Raw genomic sequence first — 14,875 nt, 5'->3', positions numbered from 1 at the left:
TCGCCCTCCCCGCGCGCATCAGGCGAGCCCGAATCGTGCGGCGATCACGGGGAGCGCCCGCTCGAAGACCGTGTGGACGGTGTGCCAGTCGTGCGCGGTACCGTCGGAGACGAAGGTCGTCGTCCGCATGCCGGCGGCCGAGGCCATCGCGGCGACCCGCCGGACGCCGGGACCATAGCGGCTGTCGTCGCTGCCGTAGCCGAAGACGCCGACGGTGTCCGCGTACGGGGTGTGTGCGGCGAGGATCGCCGAGGGGGCCGCAGCCTCGTACGCCGTCGCCGACCCGCTGAAGCCCTGTGCGATCGTCGTCGGTCCGATGGACGGGACGACCTCCCCCGAGATGTCGAGGATGCCGCCGTAGCGTCCGGGGTGCGCGGCACCGAGCTGGATGGAACAGGTCCCTCCCTGCGAGAACCCGGCGATGAACCAGTCCGTCCGCGATGCGGACACCGGGAGGTGCGCCGAGATCCACGCGGGGACGTCGACCGTGAGGTAGCTCGCCGACTTGCCGAGCGGTCCATCGACACACATCGGGTTGCGGTCTGGAGCGCCGAGCTGGTCGGGCACGACCACGATCGGTGCGAGACCCGCATGCGAGGCGGCGAAGCGGTCGAGGATCCCCGCGATCCCAGCCGAGGCGAACAGGTCGGCAGGCTCTCCCGGCTGACCGCTGAACGCCTCGATGACGGGCAGCGCCGGCGGGTGTGCGGTCAGGGCGGCCGGTGGCAGGTAGACGAGCGCGTCCCGGTGGGCGAACCCGGAGGTCGTCGCCGGGATGTCGACATGTTCGACCCGGCCTTCGCTCGACAGGTCGGCGGGTCGCTGCCACGTCGTGGTCGTCCCCCGGGCGGCCGGCAGGGCCGAGAACGACTGGTACGGGCTGATCCCCAGCGCGGCCCGCACCGTCGCGAACTCACCGAAGTCCTGGTTCACGCCGATCGCCCCGATGAGGAGGAAGGCGGGGATGGCGAGGCTCGCCACGACGACTCGCCACGCCCTGGTCCGCACGATCGCCGCGATCGCGAGGGCGGCACCGGCGAATCCGACCGCCGCCCACGCCCGGGTGACCGGCGTCAGTTCGATCCCGAAGACGTCGAACACGTCACCGAGCAACCAGGCCGTAGCGTAGGCGAGGAGCGCCCCACCGCTCGCAATGAGCAACATGGTCAGCCAGCCGCGGACCGACCGGCGCCCGGTCAACAGGATGATCGCCAGGACGACGGCGGCACCGCCGGCCCAGACGAGGAGCTCCGGACGATCCAGCCTGATGGCCAGCAACCAGTCGAACACTCGGACTCCTTCTCGCGACCCCGAGGACCAGTATGTCCGCGCGCTCGCGAGCCTGTCGGCCAGACGACGGGTTCCACAGCGGGCCCAAAGCAGACACGCAAGTCACATTCAGGTAACGGACAACTCCCGCGCAGACCCGCGAGGGCGCACGGCGCCGACCGTCGACCGGATCCCGGTCAGAAGCCCAGGCGACCGAGCAGCTTCGGGTCGCGCTGCCAGTCCTTCGCGACCTTGACGCGGATGGAGAGGAACACCCGAGATCCGACGAGCGGCTCGATCCCGGCGCGGGCTCGGGCACCGACTTCTCGGAGCCTGGAACCGCCCTTCCCGATGATGATCGCCTTCTGGCTGTCGCGCTCCACGAACACGTTCGCGTAGATGTCGAGCAGGTCGGTCCCCTCGCGCGGGATCATGTCGTCGATGGTCACCGCGAGCGAGTGGGGCAGCTCGTCTTGGACGCCCTCGAGCGCGGCCTCACGGATGAGCTCGGACACGCGGTCGATGACCGTCTCGTCGGTAGTGGCCTCGGTCGGGTAGAGCCGTTCCGACAGCGGCATGAGCTTCGTGACCTCGGTGACGAGGATGTCGAGCTGGTCGTCGGTCACCGCGGACAGCGGGATGACCGCGTCCCAGTCTCGGAGTTCCGAGATCGCGAGCAGCTGCTCCGCGATCGTCGTCCGGCTGGCGGTGTCGGTCTTCGTGACGATCGCCACCTTCTTCGCGCGCGGGAAGCCGTCGAGCGACTCGTTGATGAAGCGGTCGCCCGGGCCGAGCTTCTCGTTGGCTGGGATGCAGAACCCGATGACGTCGACGTCGGAGAGCGTGGACTGCACGAGGTCGTTCAGCCGCTGGCCGAGCAGCGTGCGCGGGCGGTGGATGCCGGGGGTGTCGACGACGATGAGCTGGCCGTGGTCGCGGTGGACGACCCCGCGGATCGCGCGACGCGTGGTCTGCGGCTTCGAACTCGTGATCGCGACCTTCTCCCCGACGAGGGCGTTGGTCAGCGTGGACTTGCCGACGTTCGGACGCCCGACGAAGGACACGAACCCCGCTCGGAAGTCGGACGGAGGGGTGGTGTCGTTCATGGGTGCTCCCGATGGTCGGTGGACGCCTGCTGGGCGTCCTGCAGCTGGTCGTCGCGCTGGGCGATGACGGTGAGGATGCGTCCCCGCCGCCCCTCGACCCGCTCGGCGGTGAGTTCGAGGCCGTTGGTCGACACCGTCGATCCGACCACGGGCAACCTCCCGAGGGCCTTCGCGAGGAGCCCGCCGACGGAGTCGACGTCGTCGTCGTCGAGCTCGAGGCCGAACAACTCCCCCAGCTCGTCGACCGGCAGGCGGGCGTCGACCCGGAACCGTCCGTCGTGCAGATCGGTGATCTCGGGGGTGTCGGTGTCGTACTCGTCGGAGATGTCGCCGACGAGTTCCTCGATGAGGTCCTCGAGGGTGACGAGACCGGAGATGCCACCGTACTCGTCGACGACCATCGCGATGTGGTTGGACTCCTTCTGCATCTGCTGCAGGAGCGAATCGGCCTTCTTGGACTCGGGTACGAAACTCGCCGGCCGCAGGAGCGGCTCGATCGAACCCACCTCGGTGACGCCGTCGCCACCGAACATCGCGCGCACCAGGTCCTTCAGGTACAGGATGCCGACCAGATCGTCGATGTCGCCGTCGCTGACGGGCGCCCGCGAGATCCCCGTCTCCAGGAACACCTCGAGCGCCTCGCGCACGCTGAGATCGCGCTGCAGACTGACGAGGTCGGTGCGCGGGATCATCACCTCGCGGACGAGCGTCTCGTTGAACTCGAAGATCGAGTGGATGAGCTCGCGGTCGTCCTCTTCGAGGACCGAGTGCGCGGCGGCCTCGTCGACCATGCTGAGCAACTGCTCCTCCGAGGTGAAGGAGACCGAACGGGGCAACCCCGGGGTCACCCGGTTGCCCAGGGAGACGAGGACGTTCGCGACCGGGCCGAGGACCACCCGTGCGGCACGGATGGCGGGGGCACTGAAACGCAGCACTCCGCTCGCGTGGGTCCGTCCGACGCCTCGCGGGCTCGCACCGACGAGCACGAAGGAGGTGCCGGTCATGATGACGACCGCGAGGACGAGGACGAGCCACAACTCGTCGATCGACGAGGCCAGTGCGAGCGTGACGAGGACGGCGGCCGTGGTCTCGGCCAGGATCCGGATGAAGTTGATCGCGTTGACGTGCGCACCCGGATCGGCCGCGATGGCGCGGAGCGCGGATCCCGAGCGGGCGCCCCCTGCGAGGTCGAGGATGTCCGCACCCGACTGGACGCCGATCGCGGCGTCGGCTGCGGCCATGAGACCCGCGAACGCGACGAGCAGGAACGCGACGATGACGAAGACGGCGACGAGGGACATCAGCTGCTGCGTCGTCTCTCCTGGAGCGCGAAGGCGAGGAGGATGTCCCGCTGGATGCCGAACATCTCCTTCTCCTCGTCGGGCTCCGCGTGGTCGTACCCGAGCAGGTGGAGCACACCGTGGCAGGTGAGGAGCTGGAGTTCGTCCATCGTCGAGTGCTTCGCGGCGGCCGCCTGCGTCTCGGCGACCTGCGGGCAGAGCACGATGTCGCCGAGCAGCCCGGGCGGCGTCGGGTTCTCCTCGGTGCCGGGACGGAGCTCGTCCATCGGGAAGCTCAGGACGTCGGTCGGTCCCGGCTCGTCCATCCACTGGACGTGCAACTGCTCCATGGCGCCCTCGTCGACCAGGACGATGGCGAGCTCGGCATCGGGGCTCACATGCATCGCGTCGAGCGCGAACGACGCCAGGGCGAGGATGCGCGATTCGTCGACGGCGACGCCGGACTCGTTGTTGATCTCGATGGTCATGAGCGTCCTCGCTTCGGCTGGTGGTCTCTGGCGGCGCCGCGACGCTCGGCGCGGTTGGCGAACTCGGCGGCCTGCTCGCGCTCGAACCGCTGCGCCTGTCGGACGGCGTCGTACTCGCCGTAGGCGTCGACGATCCGACCGACGAGGGTGTGGCGGACGACGTCCTCGCTCGTGAGCTGGGCGAAGTGGATGTCGTCGACGTTTTTGAGCACGCGGGTCACGAGTCGCAGACCGGACGCGCCGGTCGGCAGGTCGATCTGCGTGACGTCGCCGGTCACGACGATCTTGGACCCGAACCCGAGCCGGGTGAGGAACATCTTCATCTGCTCCGGCGTGGTGTTCTGCGCCTCGTCGAGGACGATGAACGAGTCGTTGAGGGTCCGGCCGCGCATGTAGGCGAGCGGTGCGACCTCGATCGTGCCGGCCGCGAGGAGCTTCGGGACGATCTCCGGGTCCATCATCTCGTTGAGCGCGTCGTAGAGCGGACGCAGGTACGGGTCGATCTTGTCCGTCAGGGTGCCCGGGAGGTACCCGAGTCGCTCGCCGGCCTCGACGGCCGGGCGCGTCAGGATGATCCGGTTGACCTCCTTGCGTTGCAGCGCCTGCACCGCCTTCGCCATCGCGAGATACGTCTTGCCGGTACCGGCCGGGCCGATGCCGAACACGATCGTGTTCTCGTCGATCGCGTCGACGTACGCCCGCTGCCCGACGGTCTTCGCCTTGATCGTCTTGCCACGCGAGGTGAGGATGACCTGCCCGAGCACCTCCGACGGGGAGGCCGAGCCGTCCTGCCCGAGCATGCGGGCGGAGGTGCTGACCTCCGCCGGCCCCGGGTCGTGTCCTTCTCGGACCATGGTGATGAGTTCCTCTACGAGTCGTCTGGCGGCGTCGGCCTGCGGCGCCGGGCCGGTGATGGTGATCTCATTGCCGCGCACGTGCACCGAGACACCGGGGTGTTCGCGCTCGACGGTCGTCAGGAGTCGGTCCTGTGGGCCGAGGAGACGGACCATGGCGAGCCCGTCCACCAGGAGGACGTGCTCGACCTCCTCCGGCCGAGCGGCGGTGGGGTGGTCTGGGTTCGAGGACTCAGGCTCCGCCAAGGGTGCCCTCCTGCAGGGAACCGCCGAGGACATGCGCGTGCACGTGGAAGACCGTCTGCCCGGCGGACTCGCCGGTGTTGAAGACGAGTCGGAACTCGCCACCGGTGTGCTCCTTCGCGAGCGACGACGCCACCTCGACCATCTCAGCGAGCAAGGAGGGGTCTCCAGCGGCCAACTCCACGACGTCGCGGTACTCGGCGGTCTTCGGGACGACGAGGAGGTGCACGGGCGCCTGTGGTGCGATGTCGGCGAACGCGATCACCCGATCGGTCTCGGCGAGGAGGGTCGTCGGGATCTCCCCCGACACGATGCGGCTGAATACCGACGGTGCTTCACTCATGTCCACCAGTCTAAGGTTCGTGGCGGCCTCGTGCGCGGGCTGGTGGATCGTCACCACCGACCGAGCAGCACGTTGAGCGCGGCGATCGCCGCAGGCCCTGCCGTCGAGGTGCGCAGGACGCCCGAGCCGATCCGGACCTCGATCGCGCCGGCCGCTTCGAGCCGCTCCCGCTCCGTCGGCGAGATGCCGCCCTCCGGACCGACGACGAGGACGAGCTCCTCGGCGAGCAGTGCCGACGGGTCGAGCTCCGAGAGCGCGAGTGCCGCGCTGGGTTCGAGGACGAGGACCGTCCGGCCGGCGACGATCGCCGCGAGTCCACGGGTGTCGACGACCTCGGCCACCTCGGGTACCCGGGCGCGGATCGACTGCTTCGACGCCTCGCGCACGATGAGCTGCCAGCGCGCACGGCCCTTGACCGCTTTGTCGCCCTGCCACCTGGAGATGCTGCGCTCGGCACCCCACGGGACGATGCGGTCGACACCCAGCTCGGTCGCCGCCTGGATGGCGAGTTCGTCGCGATCGCCCTTGGCCAGCGCCTGCACGAGGACGAGCCCGGGACGGTTCTCCGGATGCACCACGACCGATTCGACGCGGATCTCCAACTCGCCCGGCTCGCTGCGCACGACCGGTCCGGTCGCGATCAGGCCACGACCGTTGCCGATCGACGTCGTCTCGCCGACCCGCAGCCGACTCACGGCGACGGCGTGCTTCGCCTCGGGCCCACGGAGGGTCACCGAGTCGCCGACACCGGTCGATTCGAGGTCCTCGCGGAGGTACAGCGAACTCATCTCAACCGACGCCGTGGAAGCGGTCGCGGATCTTCGCGAACAGGCCCTGCTGGAACTGCGCGAGCGCCGGAGCACCCTGGCGTCGTCCCGAGGCGAAGCTCTTGATCAGCTCGCGTTCGCGGTGGTCGAGCTTCGTCGGGGTGACGACCTGGACGCCGATCTTGAGGTCACCCCGGCTGTTCCCGCGGAGGCGCGTGACCCCGCGGTCCTTGACCGTGATGACCTCCGAGCTCTGAACGCCCGGTCGCAGCTCGACCTCGACGTCGCCGTCGAGCGCGTGGACGGTGACCTGGCGGCCGAGGATGGCGTCGGTCATCGGGACTTCGAGCGTGCACAACAGGTCGTCGCCGTCGCGGCTGAAGACGTCGTGGTGCTTGACCTTCATCTCGAGGTAGAGGTCGCCGTTCGGGCCGCCTGCCGGGCCGACCTCGCCGCTCCCCGGCATCTGCAGACGCAGACCGGTGTCGACACCGGCCGGGATGTCGACCGAGACGGTGCGGCGGGCACGGAGCCGGCCCTGACCCTGGCAGGTGACGCACGGGGTCGCGATGATCGTGCCGTAGCCGCGGCAGGTGCCGCAGGGCGCCGAGGTCATGACGTTGCCGAGCAGCGAGCGGACGGCCCGCTGGATGGAGCCGGTGCCGTGACAGATGTCGCAGGTCACCGGTGAGGTGCCGGGCTGGCAGCAGGAGCCGTTGCAGGTGCTGCAGAGCACGGCGGTGTCGACCTCGAGGTCGCGGTGGGTGCCGAAGATGACCTCGTCGAGGTCGAGTTCGACGCGCAACAGGGCGTCCTCGCCGCGTGCGCGGCGGGACTTGGGTCCGCGCTGCTGGCCACCCCCGCCGAAGAAGGTGTCGAAGATGTCGCCGAAGCCGCCGAACCCGGCGTCACCTCCGCCGAACCCACCCGCCTGCGGACCGAGGTCGTACTGCTGGCGCTGCTTGGGGTCGCTCAGCACGTCGTAGGCGTGGGTGACCTCTTTGAACCGCTCTGAGGCGTCGGAACCCGGGTTCACGTCGGGGTGCAGTTCGCGAGCGAGGCGGCGGTACGCCTTCTTGATCTCTTCGGGCGTCGCCTCCTTGGCGACACCGAGTGCTGCGTAGTGGTCGGGGTAGTCAGCCACTGAGGGCCTTTCGTTCGAGGTGCGGAAGGTGTTGGAGGACGCGACGAGGATGCGTCACTCGGCGTCGAGGATGCGCGAGAGGTACCTGGCGACGGCGCGGACCGCAGCCATGTTGCTCGCGTAGTCCATTCTCGTGGGGCCGAGGACGCCGAGCCGGGCGATTTCGCCACCAGAGGAACGGTAGTTCCCGGCGAGGACGCTCGTGGTCTCGAGGCCGAACGACGCGTTCTCGCGCCCGATGCTGGCGACCACGCCGTCGCGCTCGGACTCCATCTCACCGAAGAGCCGGAGCAGCACGACCTGCTGCTCGATGGCGTCCAGGACCGGATAGATGCTGCCGGGGAAGTCGTCTTCGGTGCGGGCGAGGTTGGCGGCGCCGGCCATGACGAGGCGGTCCTGGCGCTGCGCCGAGAGCTGTTCGCGCACCGCGTCGACGATGCGGACGGCCGCCGCGCGGTCGAGATCGGCGATGTCGGCGGGGACGTCGCCGATCGCGTCGTGGGCGTCGAGGAGTGGACGGCCCGCGACCGCCTCGTTGCACAGCGAGCGGAGACGCGAGATGAGGTCATCGTCGACCGGGCTCTCCGTCTCGATGAGCCGCTGCTCGACGCGGCCGTTGTCGAGGATGATGACCGCGAGCACACGGTTCGGGGTGACGCTCACCAACTCGAGGTGCCGGACGCGCGCCCGGGAGAACATCGGGTACTGGACGAGCGCGACCTGGTTCGTCAGCTGTGAGAGCAGCCGCACCGTGCGGTGCAGGACCTCGTCGAGGTCGCCGGACGCACCGAGGAAGGTCTCGATCGCCGTCCGTTGGGCGTTGTTCAGCGGGCGGCGGTCGGCCAGGTGGTCGACGAACATCCGGTAGCCCTTGTCGGTCGGCACCCGGCCGGAGGAGGTATGGGGGGCGGCGATGAGCTCTTCGTCCTCGAGCTGCGCCATGTCGTTGCGGATGGTGGCTGCGGAGACCCCGAAGGAGTGGCGGTCGACGATCGTCTTGGACCCGACGGGCTCTCGCGAGGCGACGTAGTCCTGCACGATGACGCGGAGCACTTCGAGACCGCGATCCGACACCATCTCGATCTCCTCCCGTCATCCACCTCGGAGCGCCGACCATCAGCACTCGAAGACCCTGACTGCCAATCATATCGTGGCCTCCGCGCAGCCGTCCCTTGCGCGGCCCCGTGCCGCGGGAATACCGTTGGCCGCAGGCGTGGGTCCCTGATGAGCGACACCTGGTGCGATACGCTCAGCTGGACCAATTGAATATCACTCTCCGTGAAAGGTGCGAAGATGTCCGATCCGAACGCTCAGCCGCCCGTCGACCCAGCGAAGGGCGGGTCGGTTCCGCCTGCAGGAGATGGCGCGACGCCCCCTCCCGCAGCTCCGCAGCAGCCGCCCGCAGGCGCCTACCCGCCCCCGCCCGCCGGTGGCTACGCGCCGCCGCCGCCCGCTGCCGGCTCCTACCCGCCGCCGCCCGCAGGCGCCCCGCAGTACCAGCAGCCGTACGCCGCCGCTCAGCCCATGAGCCCGTCGGACGAGAAGCTCTGGTCGACGCTCATCCACATCGGCGGGATCTTCTTCGGATTCATCCCCCCGCTGATCGGCTACCTGGTCCTCAAGGACCGCGGCCCGTTCATCAAGGCGCACACGCTCACCGCGCTGAACTTCCAGCTGACGATGCTGATCGCGCTCGTGGTCGGCTCGATCCTGACGATCGTCGTCGTGGGTCTGTTCATCATCATCGCCGTCTACGTCGTCGTGATCGTGTTCAGCATCATCGCCGCGATCAAGGCGAACAAGGGTGAGCTGTACAGCTACCCGCTCACGATCCAGTTCATCAAGGCCTGATCCGTCGAGTACGAGCACAGCCCCGTCCGGTCCGCCGGGCGGGGCTGTTCTGCGCCTCGGGCAGGGTCAGTCGCCGACCAGACGCCGGACGACCGCGTCGGCGAGGAGCCGTCCGCGGCGCGTGAGCTCCAGCCGTCCGAGCAGGGCCTGCCGTGCGTCGACCAGTTCCTCGGCGATGAGCCCGGCGACCGCCGTACGAGCCTCGGGGGCGAGCGTCCGGATGGGGATGCCGTCCCGCGTGCGGGTGAGCAGCAGGATGCGTTCGAGTTCCCGCGTCTCGTCGTCCAGGGTCTCCCGCCCGGCGGCCGGCGACTCCCCCGCCGCGATCCGCTGGGCGTACGCCGCCGGGTGCTTGACGTTCCACCAGCGCACCCCGCCGACGTGACTGTGCGAGCCCGGGCCGACACCCCACCAGTCCTCGCCGGTCCAGTAGGAGAGGTTGTGCCGGGAGCGGTGCGTGTCGTCCGTCGCCCAGTTGCTGACCTCGTACCAGCCGTACCCGGCTTCGGTGAGGAGATCGTCGGCGAGCTCGTACATGTCGGCCTGCAGGTCCTCGTCGGGGGTCCCCACCACGCCCGAGCGGATCTGGCGCGCGAGTTTCGTCCCGGGTTCGACGATGAGCGAATAGGCCGACACGTGGTCCGGTGCGCAGGCGATCGCCGTCTCGAGTGAGACGCGCCAGTCGGCCAGGGTCTCCCCCGGCGTCCCGTAGATGAGGTCCAGGCTGACGCCGAGGCCGGCTTCGCGAGCCCACTGCACGACGAGCGGCACCCGAGCCGGATCGTGCGTGCGCTCGAGGGTGGCGAGCACGCTCGGCACCGCGGACTGCATCCCGAAGGACACCCGGGTGAATCCGGCTTCGGCGAGCGTGCGGAGGTAGGCGGCGTCGACGGAGTCGGGGTTCGCCTCGGTCGTCACTTCGGCGCCGGGCGCGAGGTCGAAGTTGTCCGTCACGCCACGGAGCATCCGGACGAGGTCGTCAGCAGGCAGGAGGGTCGGCGTGCCGCCACCGAAGAACACGGTCGAGACCGGTCGGTCGGGGACGGTCGATGACGCCAGGACGGACTTGCCGAAGCGGAGTTCCGCGACCGCCTCGTCGGCGTAGTCCGATTGCTTCGCGCCGCGGAGCTCGGTCGCCGTGTAGGTGTTGAAGTCGCAGTAGCCGCATCGGACCCGGCAGAACGGGACGTGCAGGTAGACCCCGAAGTTGCGCTCGTGGGCACCGACGGCCGCCGTCTCCGGGAGGAGTCCGTCGGACGGGGCCGGATCGGCGAGTGGAAGGGCGCTCGGCACGGTCCGTCGCTCAGACGCCGCGCGACGGCAGGAGTGCGCGGAGGTAGGCGTCGTTCATGGTCTTGCGGCGACGCTTGGAGCCGACGAGCTTCGCGGCACCCTTCGTCGGGCGGAAGAACGAGCGCACGACGATCCAGACGGAGTCGTCCTCGCGCTGCTCGATCGTGAAGGACTGCTCACCGCTCTCCGGATCGCCCTCCATCGTGCCGATGGCCAGGCTCACGTGACCCGGCTCCTCGGTGACGGAGATGACGCGATGCGGTCCGACGAGCGGTTCCCCGCCGACGGTGCCGGCGAAGACGACCGTCGTGCCCGGCGTGATGAACGGCGTGCCGTCCTCGGCGAAGCGCTGCTCTTGGTGCGTCTCGATGGGTTCCAGCGGCGTACCGTCCTCGGCGAAGGCGATGCCGCCGTACTGCACGCCCGTGCCGGGGTGCACCTCGGAGATCTCCACGCCGCTCGAACGGTGCAGTCCCCAGGTGAGGAGGGCGCTGCTCGCGAGGGCGAACCGCTCCTCTCCGCTCCCGAGGCGGAACTCGTCCTCCGACGGCACGTAGCCCTCCGGCGGGTACTGCATGAGGTCGGTCCGCTGGGTGGCGCCGACGGCCGCGTAGTCGACCGCTTCGTCCTCGAACGAACTGCGTCGTGCGTTCACTTCTTGTCCTTCGTCTCCACGTCCCCGGACAGCGCTGCGATGAACGCCTCCTGAGGCACCTCGACCTTGCCGACCATCTTCATCCGCTTCTTGCCCTCCTTCTGCTTCTCGAGGAGCTTGCGCTTGCGGGTGATGTCACCGCCGTAGCACTTGGCCAGGACGTCCTTGCGCATGGCACGGACCGACTCGCGGGCGATGATCCGCGCACCGATGGCGGCCTGGATCGGCACCTCGAACTGCTGGCGCGGGATGAGCTTCTTCAGGCGCTCGGTCATGAGCACACCGTAGGCGTACGCCTTCTCGCGGTGGACGATGGCGCTGAACGCGTCGACCTGGTCGCCCTGCAGGAGGATGTCGACCTTCACGAGGTCGGCTGCCTGCTGGCCGGAGGGCTCGTAGTCGAGCGACGCGTACCCCTGCGTGCGGCTCTTCAGGTGGTCGAAGAAGTCGAAGACGATCTCACCGAGCGGCATCGTGTACCGCAGCTCGACGCGGTCCTCGCCGAGGTACTCCATGCCGAGCAGCGCACCTCGACGGCTCTGGCAGAGTTCCATGATGGTGCCGACGTAGTCCTTGGGGGCGAGGATGCCCACCTTGACCATCGGCTCGGACACCTCGAGGATCTTGCCGGAGGGGAACTCGCTCGGGTTGGTGACGGTGACGACCTGCTTGTCCTCCGTCTTCACCTCGTAGGTGACCGACGGCGCTGTGGCGATGAGGTCGAGGTCGAACTCGCGCTGCAACCGCTCGGTCACGATCTCGAGGTGCAGGAGGCCGAGGAAGCCGACGCGGAACCCGAAGCCGAGGGCGACGGAGGTCTCCGGCTCGTAGTTGAGCGAGGCGTCGGAGAGCTTCAGCTTGTCGAGCGCGTCGCGGAGGATCGGGTAGTCGCTGCCGTCGATCGGGTACAGACCGGAGAAGACCATCGGCTTCGGGTCGGTGTAGCCCGGGAGGGCGTCGGTCGCCGGCTTCACCGCGGTCGTGACGGTGTCGCCGACCTTCGACTGCCGGACGTCCTTCACGCCCGTGATGAGGTAGCCCACCTCACCGACGCCGAGGCCCTTGGTGGGCGTCGGTTCCGGCGAGCTGACACCGATCTCGAGGAGGTCGTGCACCGCGCGCGTGGACATCATCTGGATACGCTCGCGCGGACTCAGCTGGCCGTCGATCATGCGGACGTAGGTGACGACGCCACGGTAGGTGTCGTAGACGGAGTCGAAGATCATGGCGCGCGTGGGTGCGTCCGGGTCGCCCACGGGGTTCGGGATGCGTCCGACGACGCGGTCGAGGAGGTCCTCGACACCCATGCCGGTCTTGCCGGACACCCGCAGGACGTCTTCGGGCTCGCCGCCGATGAGGCTCGCGAGCTCCTTCGCGTACTTGTCGGGGTCGGCCGCCGGGAGGTCGATCTTGTTGAGCACCGGGATGATCTCGAGGTCGTTCTCGAGAGCGAGGTAGAGGTTCGCGAGCGTCTGCGCCTCGATACCCTGAGCGGCGTCGACGAGGAGGATCGCGCCCTCGCACGCGGCGAGCGACCGCGAGACCTCGTAGGTGAAGTCGACGTGCCCGGGGGTGTCGATCATGTTGAGCGCGAAGGTCTCGCCGTTGAGCGACCACGGCATGCGCACGGCCTGGCTCTTGATGGTGATGCCGCGCTCGCGCTCGATGTCCATGCGGTCGAGGTACTGCGCCCGCATGTCGCGGTCCGAGACGACGCCGGTGATCTGCAACATGCGGTCCGCCAGGGTCGACTTGCCGTGGTCGATGTGGGCGATGATGCAGAAGTTCCGGATGAACGCCGGGTCGGTCGATGCCGGCTCGAGGGCCTTCACTGCTTGGGGGCTCACGCGTTCCTCGGGGTCAGGGGTGGAATCGGGCAACCTTCATTGTCCCACGGCGGGGAGCACCCGCGCTGCGGTACCCTGGATTGCCAGAACTCAGCCCGACTGGTAATGTTGCCTGTTGGCTTGCGTGTGAGTTGAGACCACACGAGAACTCGCTTGAAGACGCCCTCTTCCGTCCGACGGCACCGAACATCATTTCCTCGAACCGAAAGTTGACCCAACGTGGCAAACATCAAGTCGCAGATCAAGCGCATCGGCACCAACAAGAAGGCCAACGAGCGCAACAAGGCCGTCAAGAGCCAGCTGAAGACCGCCATCCGCGCAACCCGTGAGGCCGTCGTCGCCGGCGACAAGGCTCAGGCCGAGTCCGCTCTCAAGCTCGCCTCGAAGAAGCTCGACAAGGCCGTGAGCAAGGGCGTCATCCACGAGAACCAGGCAGCGAACCGCAAGTCGGCCATCGCCAAGCAGGTCAACGCGCTCTAAGCGACACCAGCTGCAAGGCCCCGGCGTTCCTCGGAACGTGCGGGGCCTTTCGCGTCCCCCGGGCACGCCGGTCCCTGAGCGCACAACCGGTCCCTGAACGCACACTGGTCCTTGAGCGCACACGGGTCCCTGAGCTTGTCGAAGGGCCGCCCGCCACCACGGCCAGCTCGACGTTTTACCGCCTCGACGGGTTACCGCTCTGAGAGATCGACCCCGCGTGCCGCGATGACGCCGACGAGCCGCTCGAGCGCGAACACCGGGTCGCGGCTCGCGCCCTTCACGCCGGCGTCGGTCTCTGCGAGCATCTGCACCACGCGGCCGATGCCGGCGTCCGTCCAACCGGACAGGTCCCGACGGGCGCGGTCGACCTGCCACGGCGCGAGACCGAACTGCTGGGCGATCTGCCCGGACCCGCCGCGTGCCGAGGACACCTTGGCCATCGTGCGGATCTTCATCGCGAACGCGGCGACGATCGGCACGGGGTCGGCACCGGAGTCGAGCGCCTGCCGCAGGGCGAGCAGCGCCTCCCCGTGACGCCCGGCGATCGCGGCATCGGCGACGTCGAACGCGCTCGTCTCGAGTCGACCGCCGTAGTACTTGTTGACCGTCTGCTCGGTGATCTCCTCGGACGCGTCGGCCATGAGCTGACTGCACGCGGCTGCGAGCTCGGCGAGGTCGTCGGAGAAGGCTCCGACGAGTGCCCGGAGCGCCTGGGGCGTGATCCGCCGACCGGCCGTCTTGAACTCAGCCGCGGCGAAGTCGGCCTTGTCGCTGTCCCGTTTGAGTTCCGTGCAGACGATCTCGACACCGCCACCGGTGCCTGAGCGGATGGCGTCGAGCAGCTTCTTGCCGCGCACGCCTCCGTTGTGCCGCAGCACGAGGTAGGCGCCCTCCGGCGGTGCTTCGAGATACCGGATGGCTTCGGTGAGGAACTGGTCGGAGCACTTCTCGACCTGGCTGACGCGGACGAGCCGGGGCTCACCGAAGAGAGACGGGCTTGCCACCGTGAGCAGCTCGCCCGGGGCGTAACTGTCGGCGGCGACGTCGTTGACCTCGAGCGAGGGGTCTTCGGAGACGAGGAAGTCGCGCAGCCGGCGGATCGCCCGGTCGGCCAGGAAGGACTCCGTGCCGGACACCAACACGATCGGCGCCGGGCGGATCTCGGACCAGCCGAGTTGCGGGATCGCCGCCGAGGCCTTGGCCGCCGTCTTCGCCTTCCCGCGACCGGCGGAACGTGGTGCAGCCACAGCGGCTC

Annotated in this window: 15 protein-coding genes; 2 read left to right on the top strand and 13 right to left on the bottom strand. The window is 68.9% G+C overall.

What is annotated here, in order from left to right; translation table 11 throughout:
• Positions 1–18 precede the first annotated feature (18 nt).
• From BWO91_RS08890 to hrcA, 9 genes are all read right to left on the bottom strand, one after another.
• Positions 19–1,290 (bottom strand): alpha/beta hydrolase, encoded by a 1,272-nt coding sequence (locus BWO91_RS08890; RefSeq protein WP_079002347.1) that lies wholly within the window; start codon positions 1,288–1,290, stop codon positions 19–21.
• 176 nt (positions 1,291–1,466) lie between these two features.
• Positions 1,467–2,375 (bottom strand): GTPase Era, encoded by a 909-nt coding sequence (gene era / locus BWO91_RS08885; protein ID WP_064293633.1) that lies wholly within the window; start codon positions 2,373–2,375, stop codon positions 1,467–1,469.
• Positions 2,372–3,676 (bottom strand): hemolysin family protein, encoded by a 1,305-nt coding sequence (locus BWO91_RS08880; protein WP_079002346.1) that lies wholly within the window; start codon positions 3,674–3,676, stop codon positions 2,372–2,374. The genes era and BWO91_RS08880 overlap by 4 nt, the downstream gene beginning before the upstream one ends.
• A complete protein-coding gene (ybeY, locus tag BWO91_RS08875; protein WP_064293631.1) occupies positions 3,676–4,143 on the bottom strand; it encodes an rRNA maturation RNase YbeY in 468 nt (155 codons plus the stop codon). The genes BWO91_RS08880 and ybeY overlap by 1 nt, the downstream gene beginning before the upstream one ends.
• Positions 4,140–5,153 carry a PhoH family protein gene (locus BWO91_RS08870; protein ID WP_240555794.1) on the bottom strand — a complete coding sequence of 338 codons (1,014 nt, stop codon included), beginning with the start codon at positions 5,151–5,153 and terminating at the stop codon, positions 4,140–4,142. Before BWO91_RS08870 ends, ybeY begins: the two co-directional genes overlap by 4 nt.
• Before the next feature lie 76 nt (positions 5,154–5,229).
• Entirely contained in the window at positions 5,230–5,583 is a 354-nt protein-coding gene (locus BWO91_RS08865) for an HIT domain-containing protein (RefSeq protein WP_064293856.1), read from the bottom strand.
• Between the two features lie 50 nt (positions 5,584–5,633).
• Positions 5,634–6,371: a 16S rRNA (uracil(1498)-N(3))-methyltransferase gene (locus tag BWO91_RS08860; RefSeq protein ID WP_064293630.1), complete on the bottom strand. Its 738-nt coding sequence runs from the start codon at positions 6,369–6,371 to the stop codon at positions 5,634–5,636.
• Position 6,372: 1 nt separating this feature from the next.
• Positions 6,373–7,494, bottom strand: a complete 1,122-nt coding sequence (gene dnaJ / locus BWO91_RS08855; protein ID WP_064293629.1) for a molecular chaperone DnaJ — start codon at positions 7,492–7,494, stop codon at positions 6,373–6,375.
• A gap of 54 nt (positions 7,495–7,548) precedes the next feature.
• Positions 7,549–8,571 carry a heat-inducible transcriptional repressor HrcA gene (gene hrcA / locus BWO91_RS08850; protein ID WP_064293628.1) on the bottom strand — a complete coding sequence of 341 codons (1,023 nt, stop codon included), beginning with the start codon at positions 8,569–8,571 and terminating at the stop codon, positions 7,549–7,551.
• A gap of 216 nt (positions 8,572–8,787) precedes the next feature.
• Here hrcA and BWO91_RS20220 point away from each other — a divergent pair, with 216 nt between their 5' ends.
• Positions 8,788–9,345 carry a DUF4870 domain-containing protein gene (locus BWO91_RS20220; RefSeq protein ID WP_234993956.1) on the top strand — a complete coding sequence of 186 codons (558 nt, stop codon included), beginning with the start codon at positions 8,788–8,790 and terminating at the stop codon, positions 9,343–9,345.
• 66 nt (positions 9,346–9,411) lie between these two features.
• Here the strand turns inward: BWO91_RS20220 and hemW are convergent, their stop codons facing one another.
• Genes hemW through lepA form a run of 3 tightly spaced genes read right to left on the bottom strand, consistent with a single transcriptional unit; the run spans position 9,412 to position 13,140 of the window.
• Positions 9,412–10,638 (bottom strand): radical SAM family heme chaperone HemW, encoded by a 1,227-nt coding sequence (gene hemW / locus BWO91_RS08840; protein ID WP_064295568.1) that lies wholly within the window; start codon positions 10,636–10,638, stop codon positions 9,412–9,414.
• A gap of 10 nt (positions 10,639–10,648) precedes the next feature.
• Positions 10,649–11,293 carry a DUF1990 family protein gene (locus BWO91_RS08835; RefSeq protein ID WP_229938518.1) on the bottom strand — a complete coding sequence of 215 codons (645 nt, stop codon included), beginning with the start codon at positions 11,291–11,293 and terminating at the stop codon, positions 10,649–10,651.
• Complete coding sequence (lepA, locus tag BWO91_RS08830) at positions 11,290–13,140, bottom strand: translation elongation factor 4 (protein WP_064295570.1); 1,851 nt, start codon at positions 13,138–13,140, stop codon at positions 11,290–11,292. Before lepA ends, BWO91_RS08835 begins: the two co-directional genes overlap by 4 nt.
• A gap of 219 nt (positions 13,141–13,359) precedes the next feature.
• Between lepA and rpsT the strand changes: the two genes are divergently transcribed.
• Positions 13,360–13,620 (top strand): 30S ribosomal protein S20, encoded by a 261-nt coding sequence (gene rpsT / locus BWO91_RS08825; RefSeq protein ID WP_064295571.1) that lies wholly within the window; start codon positions 13,360–13,362, stop codon positions 13,618–13,620.
• Between the two features lie 191 nt (positions 13,621–13,811).
• Here the strand turns inward: rpsT and holA are convergent, their stop codons facing one another.
• The gene (gene holA, locus BWO91_RS08820; protein WP_071260815.1) at positions 13,812–14,867 is read right to left on the bottom strand and encodes a DNA polymerase III subunit delta; all 1,056 of its coding nucleotides are present in this window, start codon (positions 14,865–14,867) and stop codon (positions 13,812–13,814) included.
• Between the last annotated feature and the right edge of the window lie 8 nt (positions 14,868–14,875).

This window comes from Plantibacter flavus, from assembly GCF_002024505.1.
Lineage (GTDB): Bacteria > Actinomycetota > Actinomycetes > Actinomycetales > Microbacteriaceae > Plantibacter > Plantibacter flavus_A.
Note: the sequence above shows the minus strand (reverse complement) of the source record. Positions and strands in the feature narration are given on the sequence as shown.